Origin of the sequence: Wolbachia endosymbiont (group A) of Myopa testacea, assembly GCF_964027115.1 — a bacterium.
GTDB lineage: Bacteria > Pseudomonadota > Alphaproteobacteria > Rickettsiales > Anaplasmataceae > Wolbachia.
In genome coordinates, this window is record NZ_OZ034729.1 from 431,728 (window position 1) to 453,444 (window position 21,717).

Annotated in this window: 22 protein-coding genes; 12 read left to right on the forward strand and 10 right to left on the reverse strand. The window is 35.3% G+C overall.

The features are described from left to right. Positions 1-14: 14 nt before the first annotated feature. Genes AAGD91_RS02125 through AAGD91_RS02135 form a run of 3 tightly spaced genes read right to left on the reverse strand, consistent with a single transcriptional unit; the run spans position 15 to position 3,204 of the window. Entirely contained in the window at positions 15-1,502 is a 1,488-nt protein-coding gene (locus tag AAGD91_RS02125) for a UbiD family decarboxylase (RefSeq protein ID WP_341821333.1), read from the reverse strand. 18 nt (positions 1,503-1,520) lie between these two features. After that, complete coding sequence (locus AAGD91_RS02130) at positions 1,521-2,990, reverse strand: AAA family ATPase (protein WP_341821334.1); 1,470 nt, start codon at positions 2,988-2,990, stop codon at positions 1,521-1,523. After that, the gene (locus tag AAGD91_RS02135) at positions 2,968-3,204 is read right to left on the reverse strand and encodes a hypothetical protein (protein WP_264732495.1); all 237 of its coding nucleotides are present in this window, start codon (positions 3,202-3,204) and stop codon (positions 2,968-2,970) included. The genes AAGD91_RS02130 and AAGD91_RS02135 overlap by 23 nt, the downstream gene beginning before the upstream one ends. 127 nt (positions 3,205-3,331) lie before the next feature. Between AAGD91_RS02135 and AAGD91_RS02140 the strand changes: the two genes are divergently transcribed. Both AAGD91_RS02140 and AAGD91_RS02145 read left to right on the forward strand, forming a co-directional pair. Further along, entirely contained in the window at positions 3,332-4,114 is a 783-nt protein-coding gene (locus AAGD91_RS02140) for a DsbA family protein (protein WP_341816324.1), read from the forward strand. Positions 4,115-4,313: 199 nt separating this feature from the next. Beyond that, entirely contained in the window at positions 4,314-4,913 is a 600-nt protein-coding gene (locus AAGD91_RS02145; protein WP_341821335.1) for a TIGR02217 family protein, read from the forward strand. Here the strand turns inward: AAGD91_RS02145 and AAGD91_RS02150 are convergent. From AAGD91_RS02150 to purE, 6 genes are all read right to left on the reverse strand, one after another. Then, positions 4,906-7,560 carry a 2-oxoglutarate dehydrogenase E1 component gene (locus AAGD91_RS02150; RefSeq protein WP_341821336.1) on the reverse strand — a complete coding sequence of 885 codons (2,655 nt, stop codon included), beginning with the start codon at positions 7,558-7,560 and terminating at the stop codon, positions 4,906-4,908. The genes AAGD91_RS02145 and AAGD91_RS02150 overlap by 8 nt on opposite strands. Before the next feature lie 77 nt (positions 7,561-7,637). After that, positions 7,638-8,234: an ankyrin repeat domain-containing protein gene (locus AAGD91_RS02155; RefSeq protein WP_341821337.1), complete on the reverse strand. Its 597-nt coding sequence runs from the start codon at positions 8,232-8,234 to the stop codon at positions 7,638-7,640. Between the two features lie 8 nt (positions 8,235-8,242). After that, the gene (locus AAGD91_RS02160; protein ID WP_341821338.1) at positions 8,243-8,893 is read right to left on the reverse strand and encodes an ankyrin repeat domain-containing protein; all 651 of its coding nucleotides are present in this window, start codon (positions 8,891-8,893) and stop codon (positions 8,243-8,245) included. A 538-nt stretch (positions 8,894-9,431) separates the two neighbouring features. Beyond that, a complete protein-coding gene (locus AAGD91_RS02165) occupies positions 9,432-10,166 on the reverse strand; it encodes an ankyrin repeat domain-containing protein (RefSeq protein ID WP_341821339.1) in 735 nt (244 codons plus the stop codon). A gap of 1,203 nt (positions 10,167-11,369) precedes the next feature. Further along, positions 11,370-13,229 carry a DNA mismatch repair endonuclease MutL gene (mutL, locus tag AAGD91_RS02175; RefSeq protein WP_341821342.1) on the reverse strand — a complete coding sequence of 620 codons (1,860 nt, stop codon included), beginning with the start codon at positions 13,227-13,229 and terminating at the stop codon, positions 11,370-11,372. A gap of 7 nt (positions 13,230-13,236) precedes the next feature. Continuing rightward, positions 13,237-13,728: a 5-(carboxyamino)imidazole ribonucleotide mutase gene (gene purE, locus AAGD91_RS02180; RefSeq protein ID WP_341821343.1), complete on the reverse strand. Its 492-nt coding sequence runs from the start codon at positions 13,726-13,728 to the stop codon at positions 13,237-13,239. A gap of 446 nt (positions 13,729-14,174) precedes the next feature. On the opposite strand from purE, the gene AAGD91_RS02185 reads away from it, so the two are divergent. From AAGD91_RS02185 to AAGD91_RS02230, 10 genes are all read left to right on the forward strand, one after another. Then, a complete protein-coding gene (locus AAGD91_RS02185) occupies positions 14,175-14,471 on the forward strand; it encodes a helix-turn-helix transcriptional regulator (protein ID WP_341821492.1) in 297 nt (98 codons plus the stop codon). A 60-nt stretch (positions 14,472-14,531) separates the two neighbouring features. Further along, the gene (gene rpoZ, locus AAGD91_RS02190) at positions 14,532-14,948 is read left to right on the forward strand and encodes a DNA-directed RNA polymerase subunit omega (RefSeq protein WP_253307286.1); all 417 of its coding nucleotides are present in this window, start codon (positions 14,532-14,534) and stop codon (positions 14,946-14,948) included. 28 nt (positions 14,949-14,976) lie between these two features. Continuing rightward, positions 14,977-15,222: a monovalent cation/H+ antiporter complex subunit F gene (locus AAGD91_RS02195; protein ID WP_164224944.1), complete on the forward strand. Its 246-nt coding sequence runs from the start codon at positions 14,977-14,979 to the stop codon at positions 15,220-15,222. A gap of 6 nt (positions 15,223-15,228) precedes the next feature. Continuing rightward, a complete protein-coding gene (gene mnhG, locus AAGD91_RS02200) occupies positions 15,229-15,516 on the forward strand; it encodes a monovalent cation/H(+) antiporter subunit G (protein WP_096617042.1) in 288 nt (95 codons plus the stop codon). 1 nt (position 15,517) lies between these two features. Next, positions 15,518-16,045, forward strand: coding sequence for a DUF4040 domain-containing protein (locus AAGD91_RS02205; protein WP_341821344.1), 528 nt, complete (start codon positions 15,518-15,520; stop codon positions 16,043-16,045). Beyond that, the gene (locus AAGD91_RS02210) at positions 16,038-16,457 is read left to right on the forward strand and encodes a Na(+)/H(+) antiporter subunit B (protein WP_164224942.1); all 420 of its coding nucleotides are present in this window, start codon (positions 16,038-16,040) and stop codon (positions 16,455-16,457) included. The genes AAGD91_RS02205 and AAGD91_RS02210 overlap by 8 nt, the downstream gene beginning before the upstream one ends. After that, on the forward strand, positions 16,454-16,780 hold the full coding sequence (locus AAGD91_RS02215; protein ID WP_253307288.1) for a cation:proton antiporter subunit C: 327 nt from the start codon (positions 16,454-16,456) through the stop codon (positions 16,778-16,780). Before AAGD91_RS02210 ends, AAGD91_RS02215 begins: the two co-directional genes overlap by 4 nt. Positions 16,781-16,903: 123 nt before the next feature. After that, on the forward strand, positions 16,904-18,847 hold the full coding sequence (rpoD, locus tag AAGD91_RS02220) for an RNA polymerase sigma factor RpoD (protein WP_341821494.1): 1,944 nt from the start codon (positions 16,904-16,906) through the stop codon (positions 18,845-18,847). Positions 18,848-19,053: 206 nt separating this feature from the next. Further along, positions 19,054-19,314, forward strand: a complete 261-nt coding sequence (locus AAGD91_RS02225; RefSeq protein ID WP_341821345.1) for a hypothetical protein — start codon at positions 19,054-19,056, stop codon at positions 19,312-19,314. A 54-nt stretch (positions 19,315-19,368) separates the two neighbouring features. Next, the gene (locus AAGD91_RS02230; protein WP_341821495.1) at positions 19,369-20,019 is read left to right on the forward strand and encodes an SGNH/GDSL hydrolase family protein; all 651 of its coding nucleotides are present in this window, start codon (positions 19,369-19,371) and stop codon (positions 20,017-20,019) included. A 295-nt stretch (positions 20,020-20,314) separates the two neighbouring features. On the opposite strand, the gene AAGD91_RS02235 is transcribed toward AAGD91_RS02230, so the two are convergent. Further along, positions 20,315-21,715, reverse strand: a complete 1,401-nt coding sequence (locus tag AAGD91_RS02235) for a hypothetical protein (protein WP_341821346.1) — start codon at positions 21,713-21,715, stop codon at positions 20,315-20,317. Between the last annotated feature and the right edge of the window lie 2 nt (positions 21,716-21,717).

Below are 21,717 nucleotides of genomic sequence, written 5' to 3' on the forward strand. Positions count from 1 at the left end.
GGCTACATCATAATTTAATCACCTGTCAATCCATATTCTTCCCACTTCTCCGTGACTTTTCTTACTATTTCCTCACTCATTTTAATTTTCTCTCCCCATTCTCGTTTGGTTTCAGACGGGATTTTATTTGTTGCATCAAATCCCATCTTACCTCCCAGGCCACTTTCAGGGGAAGCAAAATCTAAATAATCAATAGGTGCGTTCTCTATTGTGATTGTGTCACGCACAGGGTCCATTCTCGTTGATATTGCCCACATCACTTCCTTCCAATCACGTACATTTATATCATCATCAACAACGATAATAAACTTCGTGTATAAAAATTGCTTTAGAAAGGAAAGTATGCCCATAACAATTCTTTTTGCCTGCCCTGGATAAGACTTTTTTATCGATATCACCACTATTCTATATGAACAACCTTCTGGTGGTAGATAAAAATCCACTATCTCTGGAAATTGATTGATAAGAATGGGCACAAAGATTTCGTTGAGCGCTTCACCAAGAATTGATGGTTCATCAGGTGGCTTGCCAGTGAAAGTGCTGAGATAAATTGGATTTTTGCGCATAGTAATTGCAGTAATATTAAATTCTGGAAATTGCTCAACAGAATTATAGTAGCCGGTGTGATCTCCATATGGCCCTTCATCTTGATATCTATCCAAACTTACATAGCCTTCCAGAACAATCTCTGCATGAGCTGGCACTTGAAGCGGAATAGTCTTACAATTTACAAGCTCAAGCGGTTTTTTGCGCAGCAACCCAGCAAATTGGTATTCTGACAATGTTTCTGGCACTGGAGTTACCGCAGCAATAATTGTTGCAGGATCACTACCGATCACAGCAGCAGCAGGAAATTTCATATTTTGTTCCTTCTCTTTCCATCGTTTGTGGTGACCTGCACCACCACGATGTGCAAGCCAGCGCATTAGAGTCGTTTTTTTATCTATAACCTGCATACGATATATTCCAAGATTGAAATTATCTTGCTTGTCTTCCGTTGGGCCTTTTGTCACCACAATTGGCCAGGTGATAAGTGGTGCAGGTTCATTTGGCCAGCATGTTTGAATAGGTAGCAAACTAAGATCCACCTCATCCCCAGTTAGCACCACTTCTTGACATGGAGCCTTGCTCACAACTTTACTTCGCATCGACAATACAACTTTTAGTAAAGGAAACATTTTCACGGCATCTTTGAAGTTTTTTGGTGGCTCAGGTGATCGCAAAAATGCTAAAAGTTTACCAAGATCTCTTAGTTCACCAGGGTTTATGTTCAATCCCAATGCAATCCTCTTAATAGTACCAAATAAATTCACCAAAACAGGGATCGAGCTTTTACCATTCTCTTTAACAACATTCTCAAAAATTATAGCTGGCCCTTTGTTTGACAAAACCCTACGGTGAATTTCTGTCATTTCAAGAACTGTTGAAACTTCCTCCTTAATCCTAATCAGATCTTTTTTTTCTTCTAAGGCTTTAATGAAGTCGCGTAAGTTGGTGTACATATTAAAATTTAAAATAACTTAAAACAAGTCTTCTAGTGTAATCACATGATGTATCGTATCTTTTAGATATTGGTTCTCAGAAACTCCATTTGCAGCAATTAACACCCAGAATATTTGCTTTTTTGATTTCGTTTTTTCTCTATAAATTGCTTCTTTTCTTTTTAATTGTTCGACAAATTCCTTTGTTACTGTATAAGGTTTATCACTATATTTTATCTCACAGAGCATTACACATCCATCTTCTCGATCGAAAACTAGATCTATTTGAGCACCAGACTCTTTACTGTATTTTTCTGGTTGATATTGCCAATCTCCACATATAACTGCTATATGCTCTATATCTAATTTTTTTCTAATTACATTGGCATGTTTAAAACACACTGCTTCAAATGTTTGCCCTGTCCATGTTTGCCAAGCTGGTTTCTTTATTGCTAACTCCCAATAGTGAGCATCACTTATTATTGCCCTTTTTGTTACTTCCTTAAACGGCTCAATCCACGTTAGATAAAATAATACATATTCATCCATTACCCTGTAATATACTCCTCTCTTTCCCTTGTTCAATGGTAAAAAACCACCAATAAATCCTGCTTCTTCTAAACTCCTTAATTTAGCAGTTAAGCGACCACCCTCAGTGATTTTAGTCGCTTTTATAAGTTCTTTTCTGCTTATCCCTTTTGGCTTTTTTGCAATCGCACGAATGATATTTAGATATGTCTCTGGCTCTTCATACAAGGAGTGAAACAACATATCAAATTCATCAAATAACAAACCACCCTTCTGAAAACAGATCATATTAATGTTTTGTGCTGCTGATAATCCTTTACTTACTTCCTTAAGGTAATGTGGTATTCCTCCAATAGCCATATAGATCTGTAATATCTGCTGGTGATTAAGGTTGATTCCTAAATATCTTAGATACTCTTTAGTTTCACGTAAGTTAAAAGGCTGCAAAGGTATCCTTGCGGTAATGCGGTTATGCAACCCCCCTTTGGTATAAATTATATTTTCCAACATCCAAGAAGCTGCTGAACCACATACAACCAAGATAAGCTTCTTTCGGTTTGTCCAATATATATTCCAAAAATATTCTAACGTTTCTAGAAAACGAGACTTTCTTGTAGCTAACCATGGAAGTTCATCAAAAAATAAGACAATGTGTTCATTCTCATGTGTGTTATCAATAGCAAGTGTTAATTGTTTTAATGCATCCAGCCACACTTCAGGCAAAGCCATTTTTGCACCTTTATAAAAAGTATTTAATAACGACTGTGTAAAAATTGCAAGTTGTTCCTGCATAGTACCATTATTAAGACCTGTTTGTTCAAATAAAACATCGGCATGTTTACTGAAAAATTGTTTTATTAGGTACGTCTTACCCACATGACGCCGACCATACACTGCAATAAACTCAGCAAATGGGGAAAAGAGAAGCTTACTTTCTAGAATGGCTATTTCCTTTTCTCTACCAATTATTGGTTCGCTCATATAATTTACCGCCGCATTTGTTAGCATTATACACGGCGGTTATAAGATGATCAACTTTTTTTACCGCCATGTTTACAGTTGTTATACGCGGCGGTAAAAGATAGAGCATCTCATAATTGGCTATTCTGGCGATGGTTTGGTCATTTGCATCACCAAGTCTTCTGATGAGCTTTTCAGTAATGTGCTTGAGTTCCATTGTACGTAAAGTTTGCATTTGAGGCAAAACTGGTTATAAAATACACTTGATATAAATGTTTTCATATATTAATATTAGATGCTTCTTTTAATATACAGATAAATGTGTACTAAAGTTTTATGTTGTAGGTTTTTAAATAAATTGTATGTCTAGAATATCGTTTTTATTGATCCTTATACTGGCAGTAGCAAGTTTACCAGTAATAAACAATTGGCTTTCAAATCGCAGCCAAATGCTAAGCGATGATTATATAGGTGAGAAATTAGATAATTATATAAGTAGAAATTTTGATAAGATCGTAAAAACTCTCAAAGAGGAGTCGATTAAAAGTAGTTACGCTGCTCGAGATAATGTGACCAAAAGTAAAATTTCACAATATAAGGATCAAATATTTGACCTTACTTATCCTTACTCCGGAAATGAAAATAGTAGTGTTATAGCTGTAGGTTTCTTTGACTATTCTTGTGGATATTGCAAGACTATAAAAGACGATATAAAACAGTTAATTAACGACGGTAAAATTAAGTATATCTTTAGGGATGCTCCAATACTTGGTAATGACTCTTTAAGGGCAGCAAAAAGCGCTTTAGCTGTTTACTTTATTGATAAAGAAAAATATTTCGACTTTCACTATTCTGCTTTAAGTCACAAAGGAGGATTTTCAGACGAAAGCATATTGGATATAGTGAAAAGCATAGGGATTAATGAAGACGACTTTAATAATTCCATGAAAAATAACGCGGACAAAATTGAGCAAATGATAAATGGCAGTAAGCTCCTAGTAAGAGATTTGGGAGTAGGTGGCACACCTTTTTTAATAATGGGGGATAGTCTGTTTGTAGGAGCAACTGATTTGAATGTATTACGCAAAAAAGTAGATGAATTAAGTCGCAAGCAAAAACTAGCTTCAGCGATTAATTTGCTATAAAATTTTATTTTTTTACTTGACAACGTAAACAAACCTGAGTACAATGTACCGTAGGCGTGGTGCTTAAATTACACTTAAGATACCATTCAATTAGCAAGTTTTCTCTCAAGCACAGACATCAATAATTGTACTTTTTAATCAGGATGACCTGGTGTTATTTAGCTTAAATTACTTTAATTTTACTTTCATAGGAGGACATATGTCATTCACAGAAATTAGATTTCCAGAAAATATATCTTATGGTTCCACTGGAGGACCGGAATTTTCCACTGAAGTTGTAACAACTCATAACGGTTGTGAACAGCGCAACATCAATTGGTCTCATGCATGCACTAGATACAACATAGCTTACGGGGTCAGATCAAACGAGCAGCTAACAGAACTCATAACATTTTTTCATGCACGAAAAGGTAAAGCAATAGGGTTTCGTTTTAAGGATTGGTCAGATTTTATAGCCATTAATCAAAAGATTGGTATAGGAGATAACAAAAAAACGACTTTTCAGCTAATCAAAACTTATGTAAGTGGGGAAGATAAGCATATACGCATGATCAAAAAGCCAGTACATGGGACAGTAAAGATTTATTTAAATGGTAAAGAAGAGAGTGAATATTCAGTAAATTATTCAACGGGAGAAATAACATTTATGAAGCCACCAGTAAAAGATGCGATAATCACTGCGAGCTTCGAATTTGATGTGCCCGTGCGCTTTGATACAGATTACTTAAACGCTTCTATTGATGACTATGGAAGCAATAGCTGGAATAACATTCCACTAGTAGAGGTGAAGTTTAATTAAGCTGCTTTAAAATTTCCTCCTGTTGCTGAGTGTGAACACTAGCATAACCACATGCAGGAGATGCAGCAGCAGGTCTTGCGATACACTTAGGTCTTTTTGCTTGAATATTGAGGTCAGATAACACCTCGTCTATCAATAGGTTGACAAAAAACCATCCCCCCATATTTTTTGGTTCTTCTTGACACCATATAATTTCAGCGTTCTTGTACTTTTCAAGTTCGCTGCTTAATTTATCGGCCGGAAAAGGATAGAATTGTTCTAAACGTATCACTGCTATATCGTTTATTTTTTGTGTTTCAAGCATTTCAATTATATCGTAATAAACTTTACCACTGCATATTACAACTTTACGTATTTCATTATTTGAAACTAAACCTGTTCTACATTCTGGAATTACCGTGAGGAATTTTCCTTCAAAGTCAGATAGGTTAGAAACTGCTCTTTTATGACGCAATAGTGATTTAGGTGTAAACACTACTAAAGGCTTACGAAAGTCTCTATGCATTTGTCTGCGTAAGACATGGAAGTAATTTGCCGGAGTGGAACAATTAACTACCTGCATATTATCCTCTGCGCAGAGTTGCAAAAATCTCTCTATACGTGCGGAGCTATGCTCAGGTCCTTGCCCTTCATAACCGTGGGGCAACAATAGAACTAGACCGCTTGATCGCAACCACTTTGTTTCTGCAGATGCGATAAACTGGTCGATCATAATTTGTGCACCATTTGCAAAATCACCAAATTGTCCTTCCCAGAGCACCAGTGAATACGGAGAATCAAGACTATATCCATATTCAAAGCCCATTACAGCATACTCTGATAAAGCGCTATCTATGACCTCAAAGTGAGCTTGCTTTTCATTTATATTGTTTAGCGGAATAAACGCTTCTTCTGTTGCCTGATCAACAAGCCTTGAATGACGGTGCGAGAAAGTCCCACGACCAGAATCTTGTCCTGATAAACGCACTCCTATTCCTTCTGTAAGCAGTGACGCAAATGCAAGACTTTCGGCAGTTGCCCAGTCTATATTGCTACCAGAATTTATGCTGTCTATTCTTCCATCGAGTATTTTTCTAACCTTATTGTTAATGTTAAAGCTACTTGGAATATTGCTATTTATATGCACACCCAATTTTTTCAACTCATCTGGCGGAACACCAGAATCCGTGTAGTATTCGCTCAAATCGTTCAGCTTTGCTCTTCTTAATTTTGACCACACTCCACCGAACCAGTCAGCTTTTTTTGGAGTGTACGTCACTGATTCAGCAAGACTTTTATCTAATTTTGCCCTGAACTCACTGCGCAATTTATTTACTTCATCGCCATCTAATACTTTCTCTGCAGTCAATTTTTCTTCATACAATGTTCCAGGAGTTTTATGTTTTGATATCAGCTTATACATAAGTGGCTGAGTGAAATTCGGTTCATCGCCTTCATTATGGCCGTATTTGCGGTAGCATATTATATCAATCACTACGTCCTTTTTGAATTTCTGCCTATATTTCATCGCCAGACTTGCAGCAAAACTCACAGCTTCCGGGTTATCTCCATTCACATGGAAAACCGGAGCTTCTATTGATTTTGCTATGTCAGTGCAATAAAAAGAGGATCGTGCGCAGCATGGGTTAGCAGTAAAACCAACTTGATTGTTTATAACAATGTGCACAATACCACCCACTTTATAACCTTCAATGTTGCTTAGGCTCAAGGTCTCGGCAACGACACCTTGACCGATGAAAGCCGCATCACCATGAATTGATATGCCAAGCACAGACCTTATATTCTGTTTTGCTCTTATTCTTCCAGCCAAAACCGGATTCACCGCTTCAAGGTGAGATGGGTTAGGGCATAAACTTAAATGTATTTTTTTGCCACCTGTAAGTGCTCGATCAGAAGAATAACCAAGGTGATATTTAACATCGCCAGACACCTCAAGACCACTTGGGTATGCAAGGTTGCCTTGAAATTCAGATAGCATTGCCGCATATTCTTTGCCCATAACTTTGGTCAGAACATTAAGTCGTCCGCGGTGAGCCATGCCAAGAACTACTTCTTCAATGCTAAAAGCCGCAGAATCACTAATAATTCTCTCAATCGCAACAATAGCTAACTCTCCACCTTCGATAGAAAAACGCTTATATCCAGGAAATTTCATATGGAGAAATTGCTCGAACATCTCAGATTCGATCAAGTGCCTCAGGATTTCCTTTTTATCTTGTGAACTCAGCGTATAGGTTTGATTTTCGATCTTTTCCTGCAGCCATATTATCTCCTCATAAGAGGAGATATGCATAAATTCAAAACCGATATTCTTGCAGTAAATATTTCTGTAGATTCTAGTGTCACCCGTAGGAGAGAGATTCGAATATTTCTGATAATCTATTAATTGATTCTCATTTGGCGATAATGGATCAAGGTCTGCAAAAAAATGACCGTAAGACCTGAAAAAATTTGCCAAATCCGAAGCCGAATCATCCACCTTGGCTGCATGCTGCGGACTGCAGGGCTCCGCTTTATTAACTTCTAAATTGCTTGAAAAAATTCTATACCAATCTTCCCCGATTGATTTATCGCCCTGCAGATAACGGCTATACATTTCTTCTACAAATTCTGCATTATCACCATGAAGGCAGCTTAAACTCGACATAATCACTATATAAGATATCAAACACTTATAAGTATAACTTAAGTTTTTTAAAAAAGAACTTTTTTAGTTTCTAGTTATTAAGCTCCATTTGCTAGATCTGGCAATTTTTGGCTTTTAAGAAACTCCTCCCTAGCTTCGGTGAATTCAGACAATGGTCCTGGTGGAAAAAGCACAGTTTTTACTGCACAGCACGCACAACATAATGCAGCAGTGGCCATAATTGCTGCAAGAGTAAAACACGGAACTTGAATTCTGTTGATACTAACGTTCATAGCCAAACAAACCAAAGCGGTACTGCATGTCGTAGCTAATAGTGCAGCAATCCCGAGTATAGCTGCTTTCTCATAGTTAATAGCACCAAATAGTTCTCCAACATCATTGTTAGGGTTAACATGATCTATTGGTTTTTTGCCACTCTTATCCTTCAAACCTGGATCAGCACCTCTCCTTAAAAGCAATTTCGCAATTTCAACACCACCATCGCGATAACCGTGTTTACACAAATAATGCAGCGATGCCCTACCTCGATCATTCTGTATATTAGGATCAACACCTTTATCTAAAAGTAGTTCTACAGCTTTACAACGAGCAGTATTATCATAACTATCAATAATATAATAGAATAGTGACTTGCCTTCTTGACCTTTTATATTAGGATCGGCATCATGCTCCAAGAGCAAACTTATAACTTTAACTTCCCTTTTATCCCAGAATCTCTTTTAAGAACAAAGCTTAATGGTGGCTTGCCTTCCCGATCTTTTATGTTAGGGTCAGCACCATCTTCCAAGAGTAGTTCTACAATTCTATCATACCCTTTGAAACACGCTTCATGTAATGGAGATTCACCATATTTACTGCGTATATCATGGTCTGCACCATTCTCCAAGAGCAAACGTACAAGATCAACATTACCGGAAGAAATGGCAGAAAATAATGGGAAATCACTTCCAAAGTGTATTTCATTAATGTAATCACCAAATCTTCCATCTTTATTGCTCTTGAACTTAGAAAAGAGCTTTTTGAGAAAGGCTATATCTTGCCTTAAAAGAGCTGCATATAAATAAAATTTTAAATCTTCAGCAGAATTAATATCCAAATCTTCATTAGTTGGTTTTGTAGATTTTTTTGTATTTTTCCCAGTGAGAAATTTATACGCAGCACCTAATTCTTTAAATTTCTCCTCATTTTGTTTTTGCATATCCTTACTCGCACCTGAATGTTTATCAGGATGATATTCAAGAGCTAATTTTCTATATGCTATTGTAATTTCTCGTTCACTGGGGTTATCACCCTCACTAAAACCCAATATTTCTAAAGCTTCCTTTCTATTCACAATAAATCCCCTACCAAAATATCTTAAGTTAAGTATAACCCAAAATTTCAAAAAGCAAAGCTTTTTATGTCAAACTGTGCCTGTTGCACAATTCCATAACTGTACGAACATTGTAATTTATCTCCATCTAGGAAAGGGTGTCATCCCAGCGCCCTGACTACTTGGATCCAGATTGGATACCGAGTTGGTGAGTATAAAAGTATAGCTTCTACGTCATACCGCCGCGAACCGTCATTTATTCACGGTATCTCATCCGCTAACAAGTAGCGGAATGACGGTAAACCTAGATTACTTTAGCTATAATTATTAAGCTGCACCTGCTGGATTTGGTGATTGACTATTAAGAAATTCTGCTCTAGCTTCGGTAAAATCTGGTGAGGGTTTTGAAAAAAACGCAGTTTTTATTGCACAGTATGCGCAATATAATGCAACAGCAGCAGTACCTACTGCAAAAATGGCAAACCCAATTTATCTGCTTTTCTGAAATCTCCAACTGCAGCCTCAAGTGCGCAGCAGATACTAAAAAGCGAAAAAATCACTATACCACCAGAGTATAGTAACACCTTACCACGATCAACTGCACCAAATAGCTGCCCAACTTTACTGTCGTGTTAGCATAATCTACTGGTCTTTTATTGTAATGATCTTTTAAGTCTGGGTTAGCGCCTTTCCTCAAAAGCAATTTCGCGATTTCAACATGACCACGTGCATCATCATTAAGGTAACTATGATCATCACATAAGTAATGTAACAGTGTTTTATCTTGCCTATCTATTGCATCAGGATTAGCTTTATAGTCTAATAGTAATTCAGTAACTTTGTGGCAAAAAACGCCATTACTATTATTAATAACACAGTGTAATGATGATTTACCTTCTCGGTTTTTTGTATTAGGATCAGCACCATGCTTCAAAAGTAATGTTATGGCCTTAACCCTTAACTCATGCTTATAACCTGTATATCCTAATGCAAAGTTCAATGGCATACTGCCACTAGTGCTTTCTGTATTTAAATAATCAAATTTATCATCATTTTTTACTGTCTCTAGTAATAATCCCAAAAAATCTAGCTCATTACTGTCAATAGCTGATATTACAAGATCCGAAAAAGCTTCTGCTTGACTATCGGTAAGCGATTTATATGCCTCGATCTGCGTTTTTAATACATCTGAGTTTTTTTTACTATCAAATAATTTCTTTCTGGCTTTAGAGATAACGTCATGGCTATCTGTTAGTTCCAAAATTTTTAAAGCTTCTTCTTTATTCATGATCATTACCCCTGCTAATAGTGTTGAAGTTAAGTATAACCCAAAATTTCAAAAAGCAAAGCTTTTTATGTTAAACTGCATCCACTGCGCAATCCCATAACTGTACAAACATTGTAATTTATCTCCATCTAGGAAAGGGTGTCATCCCAGTGCCCTGACTACTTGGACCCAGATTGGATACTGAGTTGGTGAGTATAAAAGTATAGCTTCTACGTCATACCGCCGCGAACCGTCATACCGCGATTCATTCGCGGTATCTCATCCGCTAACACGTAGCAGGATGACAAGGTTGTCGTCATGCCACCGCGAACCGTCATACCACCACGAACCGTCATCCCGCCGCGGTATCTCTAGATCCCGCTAACAAGCAGCAGGCTGACGAGGTTATCGGCCATGCCACCGCGAACCGTCATCCCGCCGCAGACCGTTATACCGCGATTCATTCGCAGTATCTCATCCGCTAGCACGTAGCGGGATGACGATTCTTCAAATCGTCAAGGTGTCATCCCAGTGCCCAGACACTGGGATCCAGAAGACTTAATTTTAACCAAGTGGCTGCATGATAAAAGTTGGATTCCAGCGTCACGCGCTGGAATGACAGCAGTCCTACATCATACCGTCACGGTATCTCTAGATCCCGCTAACAAGTAGCGGGATGACGGTTGTCGGTAAGCCTAAATTACTTTAGCCATAAACATTAAGAAATTTACCAAATAAAAAAAAAGGCAAAAGAAACCCCGTGGTTGGCTAGTTACTTACATTATACTTTCAAGTATGGCGTTTTTTTATTCTAAACGTTTAATAAACGCGATTCAGTTGCTTTTAAGCCGCAACTAATCTAAATTATAAACATTAAGAAATTTACTAAACAGAAAAAAAGGCAAAGAAACCCTAGGGTAGCTAGTTATTCACTATCCATTTTTTAAGTTGGCGTTTTTTGATGTTTTAAATGTTTTATAAGCGCATTTCAGCTTGTGTAGCTAGAAATTTGATAAAGACATAAGGTGCACATAGTGCAAAAAATTAAACATGATACGCCAGATACGTGAGTTTTTTTGTCATTTAATCTGTACAGAGAAGATAAATAAATAGCTTCATTCTTATGATAAGGGAGCTGGCGGAGTTTGTCAAGTCGTTTTTCGTTTAATCCGTTTCTATGAGCTACTTGGATGACGAGGAAAGAGCACTTACATATTTATGGCAACCTCATTATCTGCGCTCAAAAAGTTTTTCAATATCACTCAATTTCATTTCTATATAAGTTGGTCTTCCGTGGTTGCATTGCCCGGAATATGGAGTTTTTTCCATTTGTCTTAACAACTCATTCATCTCCTCTAACCTCATTTTCCTGCCTGCTCTAATTGATCCATGACAAGCGATAGTAGCCAATATCTTGTTCACTTTGTCTTCTACTGGCAATGTATCTTCTATTTCCGTTAATCTACCCACTATATTAATTAGTATCTCTTTCACATCTATTGCTCCCAAAATTGCAGGGATTTCTTTTACTATCACTTTATTCTCTGATTTGATTTCAATATCAAAACCCATTTCAAATAACTTATCTTTATAGATTTCAATCATCTCCATTCCAGCTTGATTTTTGATTTCAACCGTTTCAGGAAGAAGTAGTTTTTGTCTTTTTATACTTGATTTTTGTTTTAGGCATTCATATACTAATCTCTCATGAGCTGCATGCTGATCAACTATAATCAATTTGTCTCTTACCTCGGCAATAATGTAAGTATTATAGACCTGACAGCGTGCAAACCCGAGCGGGTGGCTCTCTATCAAATCAACTTGCTCTAACACCTTTTTTTCTAGAACCATAATTTCCGCTTGTGATGGGGATTTCTGTATGCCGGTATAATTAAACGATTTTGACTGTTCTGATAAGCCTTTTGCTTTTTCATTTGGAGAAGCAAATTCTTTTATTAGTTGATTTTCAAAAGGACTTGGCCTTCTTTCATAAAATTCATTTTGAACATCAGATTTATCAAAAGAATCTGATAATGAACCTTTCAAAGAACCCTCTATTGTATTAGTAGTTTTCTGGTCACTAGCTGAAATGAAATCAAAGGTGCCTATCCTTCTTGACAACGCTTTGATTAATCCTCTTGTCACTATCTCATATATGAGCTTCTTATTCTGAAACCTTACTTCTGACTTATTTGGATGCACATTTACATCTACTTGATCATAAGGTATCTCTAAATGTAACGCTGCAAAAGGATACCTATCGCTTGGAATAAAATCATGATATGCATACCTAACCGCACCAATAAGTAAATTATCTTTAATTGGCCTTCTATTAACAAATGTATAGATCTGAGTTGACTTACCACGATTGACGGTTGGCTTACAGATGTGTCCCGTAAGTTTGATGCCGTCTTCTTCTTCATTGACCTCCAAAGAATTGCCCTGAAATTCTTCTTCTACTTCACATAATCTATGAAATAACGAAGTCTGCTTAGCGTATTTTAAGAGCTTTTTATTACCTGAAGTGAGAGTAAACCCTATATGATAGTTAATCATTGCTAGGTTATTTACAATATCAACAATGCTTTGAGTTTCTGCTCTTTCGGTTTTTAGAAATTTTAGTCTATTTGGGATAGCGAAAAACAAATCTCGTACTTCAATATGTGTCCCTTGTGATAAAGAGTAAGGAGTTAGCTCCCCCATCTTTTCTCCACCCTCATAACTTATAGACCATGCTTCACTTGCTCCGCTTGCTTTAGACGATAATTTTATCCTACTTACTGCTGCTATTGAAGGCAGAGCTTCTCCTCTAAAGCCAAGATGCTTGATTTCTATCAACTCACTATCGCTCAATTTTGAAGTAGCATGGCGCATAAACGCAAGTTCTAAATCGTTTTTTTCTACTCCGTTACCATCATCTGTCACAATAATAAGGTTACGCCCACCACTTTCTATTTTGATCTCTATTTCTAAACTTCCAGCATCTATTGCATTTTCCACTAATTCCTTTACTACACTTGCAGGCCTTTCTATCACCTCCCCCGCTGCTATACGGTTTATGGTTTTTGTGTCTAAAAGAATTATTGCCATAGATTTATTATGAAACTGGTTTTTCTTTTACTTCTTTGGTCTGTCTCTCTCTCCACTTTTTTAACCTACCTGCAATTTCACTGTTGGAAATTGACAATATAGATACGGCGGTAATGGCAGCATTATATGCTCCATTTTCTCCTATAGACATGGTTGCAACTGGAACACCCTTTGGCATTTGAACTATAGAGAGTAGACTGTCCAGCCCATTTAATTGTTTACTATGCACAGGAACGCCGATAACTGGTAAACAAGTTAATGACGCAACCATACCAGGTAAATGAGCTGCACCTCCTGCACCAGCTATAATAACCTTAAAACCTTTTTCTTGTGCAGATTTAGCAAAATTGAAGAGCCTTTCTGGTGTTTTATGTGCAGATATTATGAATATGTCATGTGAAACTTCTAATGCTTTTAGCATATCGACGGTATGGACCATAGTGGTGTAATCTGACTCACTTCCCATAATAACAGCAACATCTTTTTTTATTTTTGTCATATTCAACACAATTTTACTTACTAACTAAATAGTGTTCCAGCTAAAAAGCAACAAATATTTAAGTTATATTATAAATATAATATATAGAATTCTCGTTAAAATAGAAATTTTAAAAATTTAAATAAATATCTATGTTAAGATATAGAGATATAAACTTCTTATGTAAGATAAATTTATAAAATAATTATTTTTGTATTTCAAGCTTTGTAATTTTAGCTTGTTATTTCTGTAAATGATTTTTTCAGAGAGGCTGATGATAAAATGGTAATTTAAAATTACTAGAAATTTAATTGAAATATTAATATACAATCAACTTAAAGTTTTAAATAAGTTTTAAATTTGATATCATATAATTATTGACAAGTTATATGATATTAATATCTTGGTATATTAAATATTATGCTATAATATTTAATAAAGTTAATTGATATGTGAGTGTAAGAATTATGGAAATAATATCGTTAAATAACTTAGACAGTGCAGCAATAAAAACAAAGTTGCTTTATATAATAAATAAAATTATAGAAAAAAATGCTTGGACTCAGGCTTTTGCAGCTGAGAAACTTGGTATTGATCAGCCAAAGGTATCACAAATTAAAAATGGTAAAATAGATGGTTTTTCTTTAGAGCGATTGTTAGGATTTCTAAAAAAACTTGATCATGGAATAACAATCACGATGACAGAAAGCCAAGAAATAAAATCTGAGGCAGAAAAAGTAAAACATGAAGTTGAATCGCAATAGATATAAAGTTGACAACTTGTTTTTTGTGATATAGTATAAAACTTATTAAGGTAGTATCTTATGGCTGAGTCTATTGTAGAAAAGTGTACAGAACAGGTAAGTAACCGTTTCAAATTGGTTCTATTGGCAAGTCAAAGAACACATGATTTAAATACAGGAGCAAGTAATCCAGTTCAAACAGTTCAGTTTAAAGACCATAAAAACACCATAGTTTCCTTATATGAAATAGCAGAAAAACAGGTGGATACTCATGAGCTATTTAACCTTTTGGTAGGTAGATGCAAGGAGTACATGAAAGGAAATATGAATAATGTTTACAGCAGTAATACAAGTAAGCTAGCGAATTTATTAAATTTTTCTGATGGTCAATTTAACACAGATCTTGATGCAAGTCAAGAAAGCCAAGATTATGAAGTGGATGGTGAAATAGATGATGAAATAAATGATCAAGATGGCGATGAAGAAGTATCCGTTTAGAAATCTACTGAAGTTACATAGTCTTTAAATGCTTCACATTGCTATCTATACACTGTTGTTCTGTATGAGTGTAATGTTGTGCCGCATAGTGTCTAAGTCAAGTGATGTGTACAATAAGGTTTTAGCGTTCAATAATTTCTCAACGCAAGTAGTTGTACTCATAACAGCAATATCAATCATTCTGAATAATTTTTTTTTAATTGATATAGCATTGTTGTATGCTAGCGTTAGCTTTATATCAACTATAGCACTAATGAGATTAATGTTGTTTTAATAATTTATGATAGGATCCGTTCTTATATTTTTAGGCATTTGTTCAGTAATCATTTCAAGTGTGGGAGTAATTAGATTTCCTGATTTCTATACTAGGTTACATGCAGCAGGTATTACAGATTCTAGCGGTGCAACGCTATTGTTAATTGGTTTTGCTTTGCAGAATGGATTTTCAATCAATACTGTTAAAATAATATTATTAATTCTTATAATATGGGTAGCTAGCTCAACTAATGGCTATATTTTAGCGCGCACTTATTATAAAGTTAAGAAAAAAACTGTTAAAGAAGGTTAAGGTGTTAGAAATATTAAATGTAGTGCTACTTTTGTTGTTACTAACAGTTACGGTTTTTATAGTCTTCTCGCGACATTTAGTCGTAAGTGCTGTTCTAATGTGTGTATTTAGTTCACTTATTGCGCTTATATACTTAATTATGAATGCACCTGATGTTGCAATTACTGAAGCTTCTGTTGGTGCGGGGCTCAGTACGATTTTTACGTTTGCAGCACTTTCCTTGATAAAGAATCATAAAGTAAATCTATTTCATAACCCTATAACGCTTTTTTTTATGTTATTTCTGGCTGTATGTTTGTCATATTTTATGATTCAATTGCCAGATTTTGGCAGCCACAATGCTCCGATCCACTTGCATGTTGCTCCTTATTATGTGGAAAATACCGAAAAAGCTACCGGTATTCCTAATATAGTGACAGCTGTTTTGGCAAGCTTTCGTGGTTATGACACGTTTGGAGAAACTATAGTAGTTTTTACTGCTGCGCTTTGTATAACGTTGATATTAAAAGAAGAAAAAGACAATGATTAAAGATCCGATATTAAATGCAGTAACATTTTTGATGATACCTTTTATCATTTTATTTGGTTTATACATACAATTTCACGGTGATTACACTCCGGGTGGAGGTTTTCAAGCAGGAATAATTATTGCCTCCGGGATAATATTATATTCAATGCTATTTGGTGTATCTACAACTCTAAAAGCAATACCTTATTCTGTGATTAGATTGACTAACGTGTTAGGTATTTTAATTTATGGAGGAACGGGCGTTGCAACAACTTTACTTGGCCAAAATTTTTTATCTTATGATATCTTGTCAGCCAATAATAGAACCGGTCAAAAATTGGGTATTTTTTTGGTGGAATTAGGTGTAGCATTTACTGTCTGCTCCTCTATGTTAATTATATATATGAATTTTGCTCGTAGGAAAAAACAATGACTTTGTATAATTATACGATTATTATTGTATTAATGGTGCTAGGTTTATATATTATTATAAACGATAAAAATTTAATCAAGAAAATGATAGGGGTAAGCGTCTTCCAAGCATCTGTTTTGTTGTTTTACATATCTCTAGGATATATAAAAAGTTCTTTGCCTCCTATATTGGTTTCAAATTTTTATTCATATAGCAATCCTATACCTCATGTTTTAATGCTTACTGCTATAGTGGTTGGAATTGCAACATTTTCAGTTGGATTGTCCATAGCAGTAAAAATGGAAGAAAAGTATGGAACAATTGATCAAGACAAGTGTACATAAATTAACAGTATCTTAAACTATATGAAGTAACAAATAGCCACAAGTTAAAAGTAAAATTATAGACTTGCTCGTTGTAAGTTTATTTGTTAATAAGAAATAAAATTATAAACTATAAAGGTAATGATGTCAACTATTAATGATGCAGAAGATAAGAAAAAAATTATCAGAGATCTTGTAACTAAAAGTATAAAAAAATGTGGTTTTGTCACCTTTGATGATATAAATGATAAATTATCAGATGAAAATTTTTCGTCTGATTTTATAGATGATGCTATATCTTTATTGCAGGATTCCGGAATTAATGTGCTTGAAAGTAGCGAAGATGAAGAAGATATTCCTTCCAACAGTGATGATAGTAAACTTGATGATGATGACACATCGCCAAATGTTACTGCAACTTTAGTACAAAATGATGATCCAGTGAGGATTTATTTACAAGACATGAGCTCTGTAAAGCTTTTGTCAAGGGCAGATGAAATCGAGATAGCAAAAAAAATTGAATCTGAAAAGCATAACATGTTACGTGCAATAATTGAAACATCAGTAACATTAAAGGTGATAAAAGTATGGCGTGATGATTTAAGTAGTGGAGCTCTCTTACTGAGAGAAATTATAGATCTGGATGCAATTTATAACTCTGACTTTAATGTGGTACCTAAAGAAGAGAGTGAAGAAAGTGCTGAAGATGTTGAGGATTCTGAGGATGTTTCTGAAGATGCTGAGTACTGTAGTGATGATGAGAAAGATAGTAAAAAAAGTGATGATGAGAAAGACGGTGATAATGAAGATATAAATTCAGCGAATTTAAATGTTTCTATTCTTGAAATGGAAAGTGACTTATTGCCAAAGGTCATAGTTGCATTGGATGAGATAATTACTTTAACAAATGAAGCATTGGTATTAAGAAAAAATTCTAAAGATTCCTCTGATGAACTAGAGAATTTATATAGTCAAATATGGTCTATAGCATTACAAATTAAGTTAAGTGATACTGCTGTTGCCAGAATTACACAAGAACTTTATAAGATAAATAGATCCATCACGCTTGAAGAGGCTAATCTTATTGCTGAGGCTAGAAAATACGATATCGATAGAGAAAGTTTCTATAAAGTTTATGATGACGTGCTTTTAAAGCACGAATTGAAAAAGATAAGTCTTTTAAAGATCAATGAAAATCAGTCCTCTTTTACAGGTGAATTAAAAAACAAATTTTTAAGGTTTATAGACGATAACTCTGAACATATAGCTAGTACTTTGAACGGTATTAAGCAGCATATACAGGAAGATAACGTGCAAGAATTTAAGGAGCTAATCAGGAGAATACAAAAACACGAACGAGAAGTCTCTGAAGCAAAGCAAGAGATGATTAAGGCTAACTTAAGGCTAGTAGTTTCCATTGCTAAGAAGTATTCAAAAAGAGGCCTTGATCTGCTTGATTTAATACAAGAAGGCAATATTGGTCTTATGAAGGCCGTGGATAAGTTTGATTACAAACGTGGATATAAATTTTCAACTTATGGCACTTGGTGGGTAAGACAATCAATCACTAGGGCAATACCTGAGCAGTCTAAAGTAGTTAGAGTACCAGTTCATATGGTAGAAATTATCAGTAAAATCAACAGAGCATTAAGAAAAATGACTCATGAGATGGGAAGAGAGCCGACGTTAGAGGAATTAAGTGTAGAACTGACAATGCCACTGGAAAGAATACGCAAAGTTATGAAAATAGCAAGGGACCCAGTAAGTCTTGAAGCTCCAACAGGAAAGGATGATAGTAGTACCTTCGGTGATTGTATAGAAGATAAGCGAGTCTCCAGACCAGAGGATGCTGCAATACTTGCTGACTTGCGTGGCATTACAACCAATGTTCTTGCAACTTTAACACCAAAGGAAGAAAGAATTCTAAGAATGCGTTTTGGCCTTGGTAAAGATGGGAAGGAGCATACCTTAGAAGAAGTAGGAAAAATTTTTAATGTAACACGTGAGAGAATTAGGCAAATAGAGGCAAAAGCACTGCGCAAGTTGAAACATCCAAGCCGCGCTAGAAAACTTAGAGGGTTCTTTTAAGTATACGTGTCAAGTTAAGAAGAAGCTGATTTTGCCCGGAAAAAGTGGAGAAAAAGTCAGAGCGTTTTTAAAATAAAACGTTTTTTCAAAAAGGTATGATATGAAGGAAATGCACAATAAAGTTTAAAATGGAGTTGTAAAAAAGTTGCACCGCTATTTTTTTTTATGAATCTAATGAAACAACATGCTAATCTACGGTAAATATTATGACAAACAAAAATGACAATTCTAATTCAAAGTATAGAAATTTTTATGTTCTGGGTTATAGTTTATCCGATAATGGCGCAATCATTGGAATTTTAAATAACTTATCCTTTGCAAAAAGCGTAAAGTTTGATGACCCTTTTTATCAAGGAAGATCTTTTAGCAATGGCCCTACTGCTGTTGAATATGTAGCAAAATATTTAGATTTAGACGAATTTAAACCTGGGTGGAGTTATTCATTTTTTGGTAGATGCCACGAATAGCAAGGTCAAAACTATGCAGTTTCATGTGCAACAGCGTCTGAAATTTTTGACCCTATTTTTTCTTATTTCTTCAATAAATTTCGTTTAGCTAACCAGCTAGATGCGGTAATTAAACATCATCCAGATATAGGTAAAGAAGATTTATTTTGCATCATAATCGGCGGAAATGATGTTATGGTTGCCACTGCTTATGACGATACTAAAGCGAAAGAAGTGTTGGAACAAGCAGTGAGTGAAATATGTAATGCACTTAAGGTTCTAAATGAACATGGTGTTAAGCATGTAGTTGTTGCAAACGCACCTGAAGTTGGCTCAATACCAGCTTTTAATAGAGATGAAGAAGCAAGGGAACTAGCTACGAAGCTCACAGAGAGTTTCAATGCAAAATTGGCTAATGGCTTAGATTATATGAAGAAAAGTACAAATCTTGAAATAAAAGCATTTGATCTTAACTCTAAAATGAAAAGTATGCTTAGCGAATACAAGAGCAAAGGTTTAAATTGTCAAGATGCATGCACATCGAACATTGCAGACCAAATTGGGAGATTTAAAGAAAATATAAAAATACTCTTAAAGTTGATATTTAAAGGGGAACTTGACGTTCACTATAACCCTGGGTGTAGCGAAGAAACACTAAAGGATTATTTCCATCCAACTGCAGAACTTCATCATGAAGTTGGTAGTGAAGTGTATAAGTTGATTTGACACAGTTTTTTGAACATATCCTTTTAAATAGTAACCAGACTGCATTCTGTGATTTTTAGCAAAACACGATCTTTCATTTGAGCTTTCTTCAATTTAAAATAAATACAGAAAATTGCTGCCTATAGCTAACCCAAGAAAGGTTTTCCTACGTCATACCGCCGCGGCGCTAACTAGTAGCGGAATGACGGTTTTTCAAATTGTCGGTAAATCTAAGTTAGTTTAGCTATAATTTCCTAAGTTTGCTCACAATCTCTTGACTTGACCATATGTTTTTTTTAAACATCCCCAAATGTTACTATCTTCCTCCTTTTCCTTTCTCAATTTGTGCAACCATTTCCTTAACACTTACTTGTGTGGAAGGAGGATTTTTGCTGACATGAGATTTTGGATCAGATTTTGCTGTTATGTGTTTCGTTGCAGATCTTTTATTCTCTGTTAGAAATGAATGAGATTGTTTTTTCTTCACACCGATATCCGCTTGTGCTGCTGGGGTAGTTTTGCTTTCAGCAAGCCGTACATTAGCATTTCCTTTTGCTTGATTTTGCTCAAATTTTTCTTTTAATGCCTTTACTTTACTGCCCATCTCGCGATTAGCTCCTCCTTTCATAGTAGCTGCTGCTACTTTTGGTATCGCCTTACCAGCAGCTTTTTGTGCTGATTTCCTATTGTCTTGATTTTCAGATTTTAGTGGTACTGTAGGTTTACTTTCATCTGAGTTTTTAAGAATTACTTCTACTACTTTTGGCTCTGTGCTTACTTTTTGATCAGCACGGCTTAGATTTTTAGGCTTTGGCGGTACTGCAGGTTTATCTTTGACTACCACGTTCGATTCTTGTCTAACTTCTTGACCAGTAGTAAACATTTTTTTTGGCACTTGCGGTGCTCTTGGTGGTTTTGGTAGTACGAGGGATTGAGGTTGTTGTTTCTGCTTACGTTCTCTTTTTGCTTCTATATGTTCTTTAGAAACTGTTGCATAAATTGGCTCTTCTTTGGGCGATTTTGAACTCTGCAAATTTTCTATTAAAATTTTACTCTTCTTCTCTTGATAATGTGATATGTCTTCATATTCATGCTCTTCATTTAATGAACTTCCATAGCCTAAATCTTCTCTCTGCTCATATAAAGGATTTTCCTTTTGCTTTTTCTCTTGATAATGTGATATGTCTTCATATTCATGCTCTTCATTTAATGAACTTCCATAGCCTGAATCTCCTGCTTGTAGCTCATATAAAGGATTTTCTTCTTGCTTTGACGCTGTTCTATCCTCTAAGTTCACTCCATACAATCTATGTTCCTCCTGATTTTTTTTACTTTGCTCTAAATCTGAAATTTTCTTTAAAACATTTAGGTATTCGAATGTTATTTTTTCAGCAAGACTGGGCAATTTATCATTAGCAAAATTTCTTATATCGTTATCCTGAATTGAAGCATCTTTTCCCAAGATTTTATTAAATGTTTCCTTGAATATTCCAAAAAAACCTGATGGCTTTTTGTTCACCGGTTCTATATAATTATTCAAGTCACTACATATAACAAACTTAGCTACATCTTCTGCCTTATCTGTAAAACTCTCTAATGTCTGGGATAAATCTCTCACTGTTTTATTATATTGTTCACCAATATTTTTCAGCTTTATAGCTTCTATCAAGGAGTCGAGATTTTTTTTATAGTTCTCACTTTTAAATGGATCATTCATAC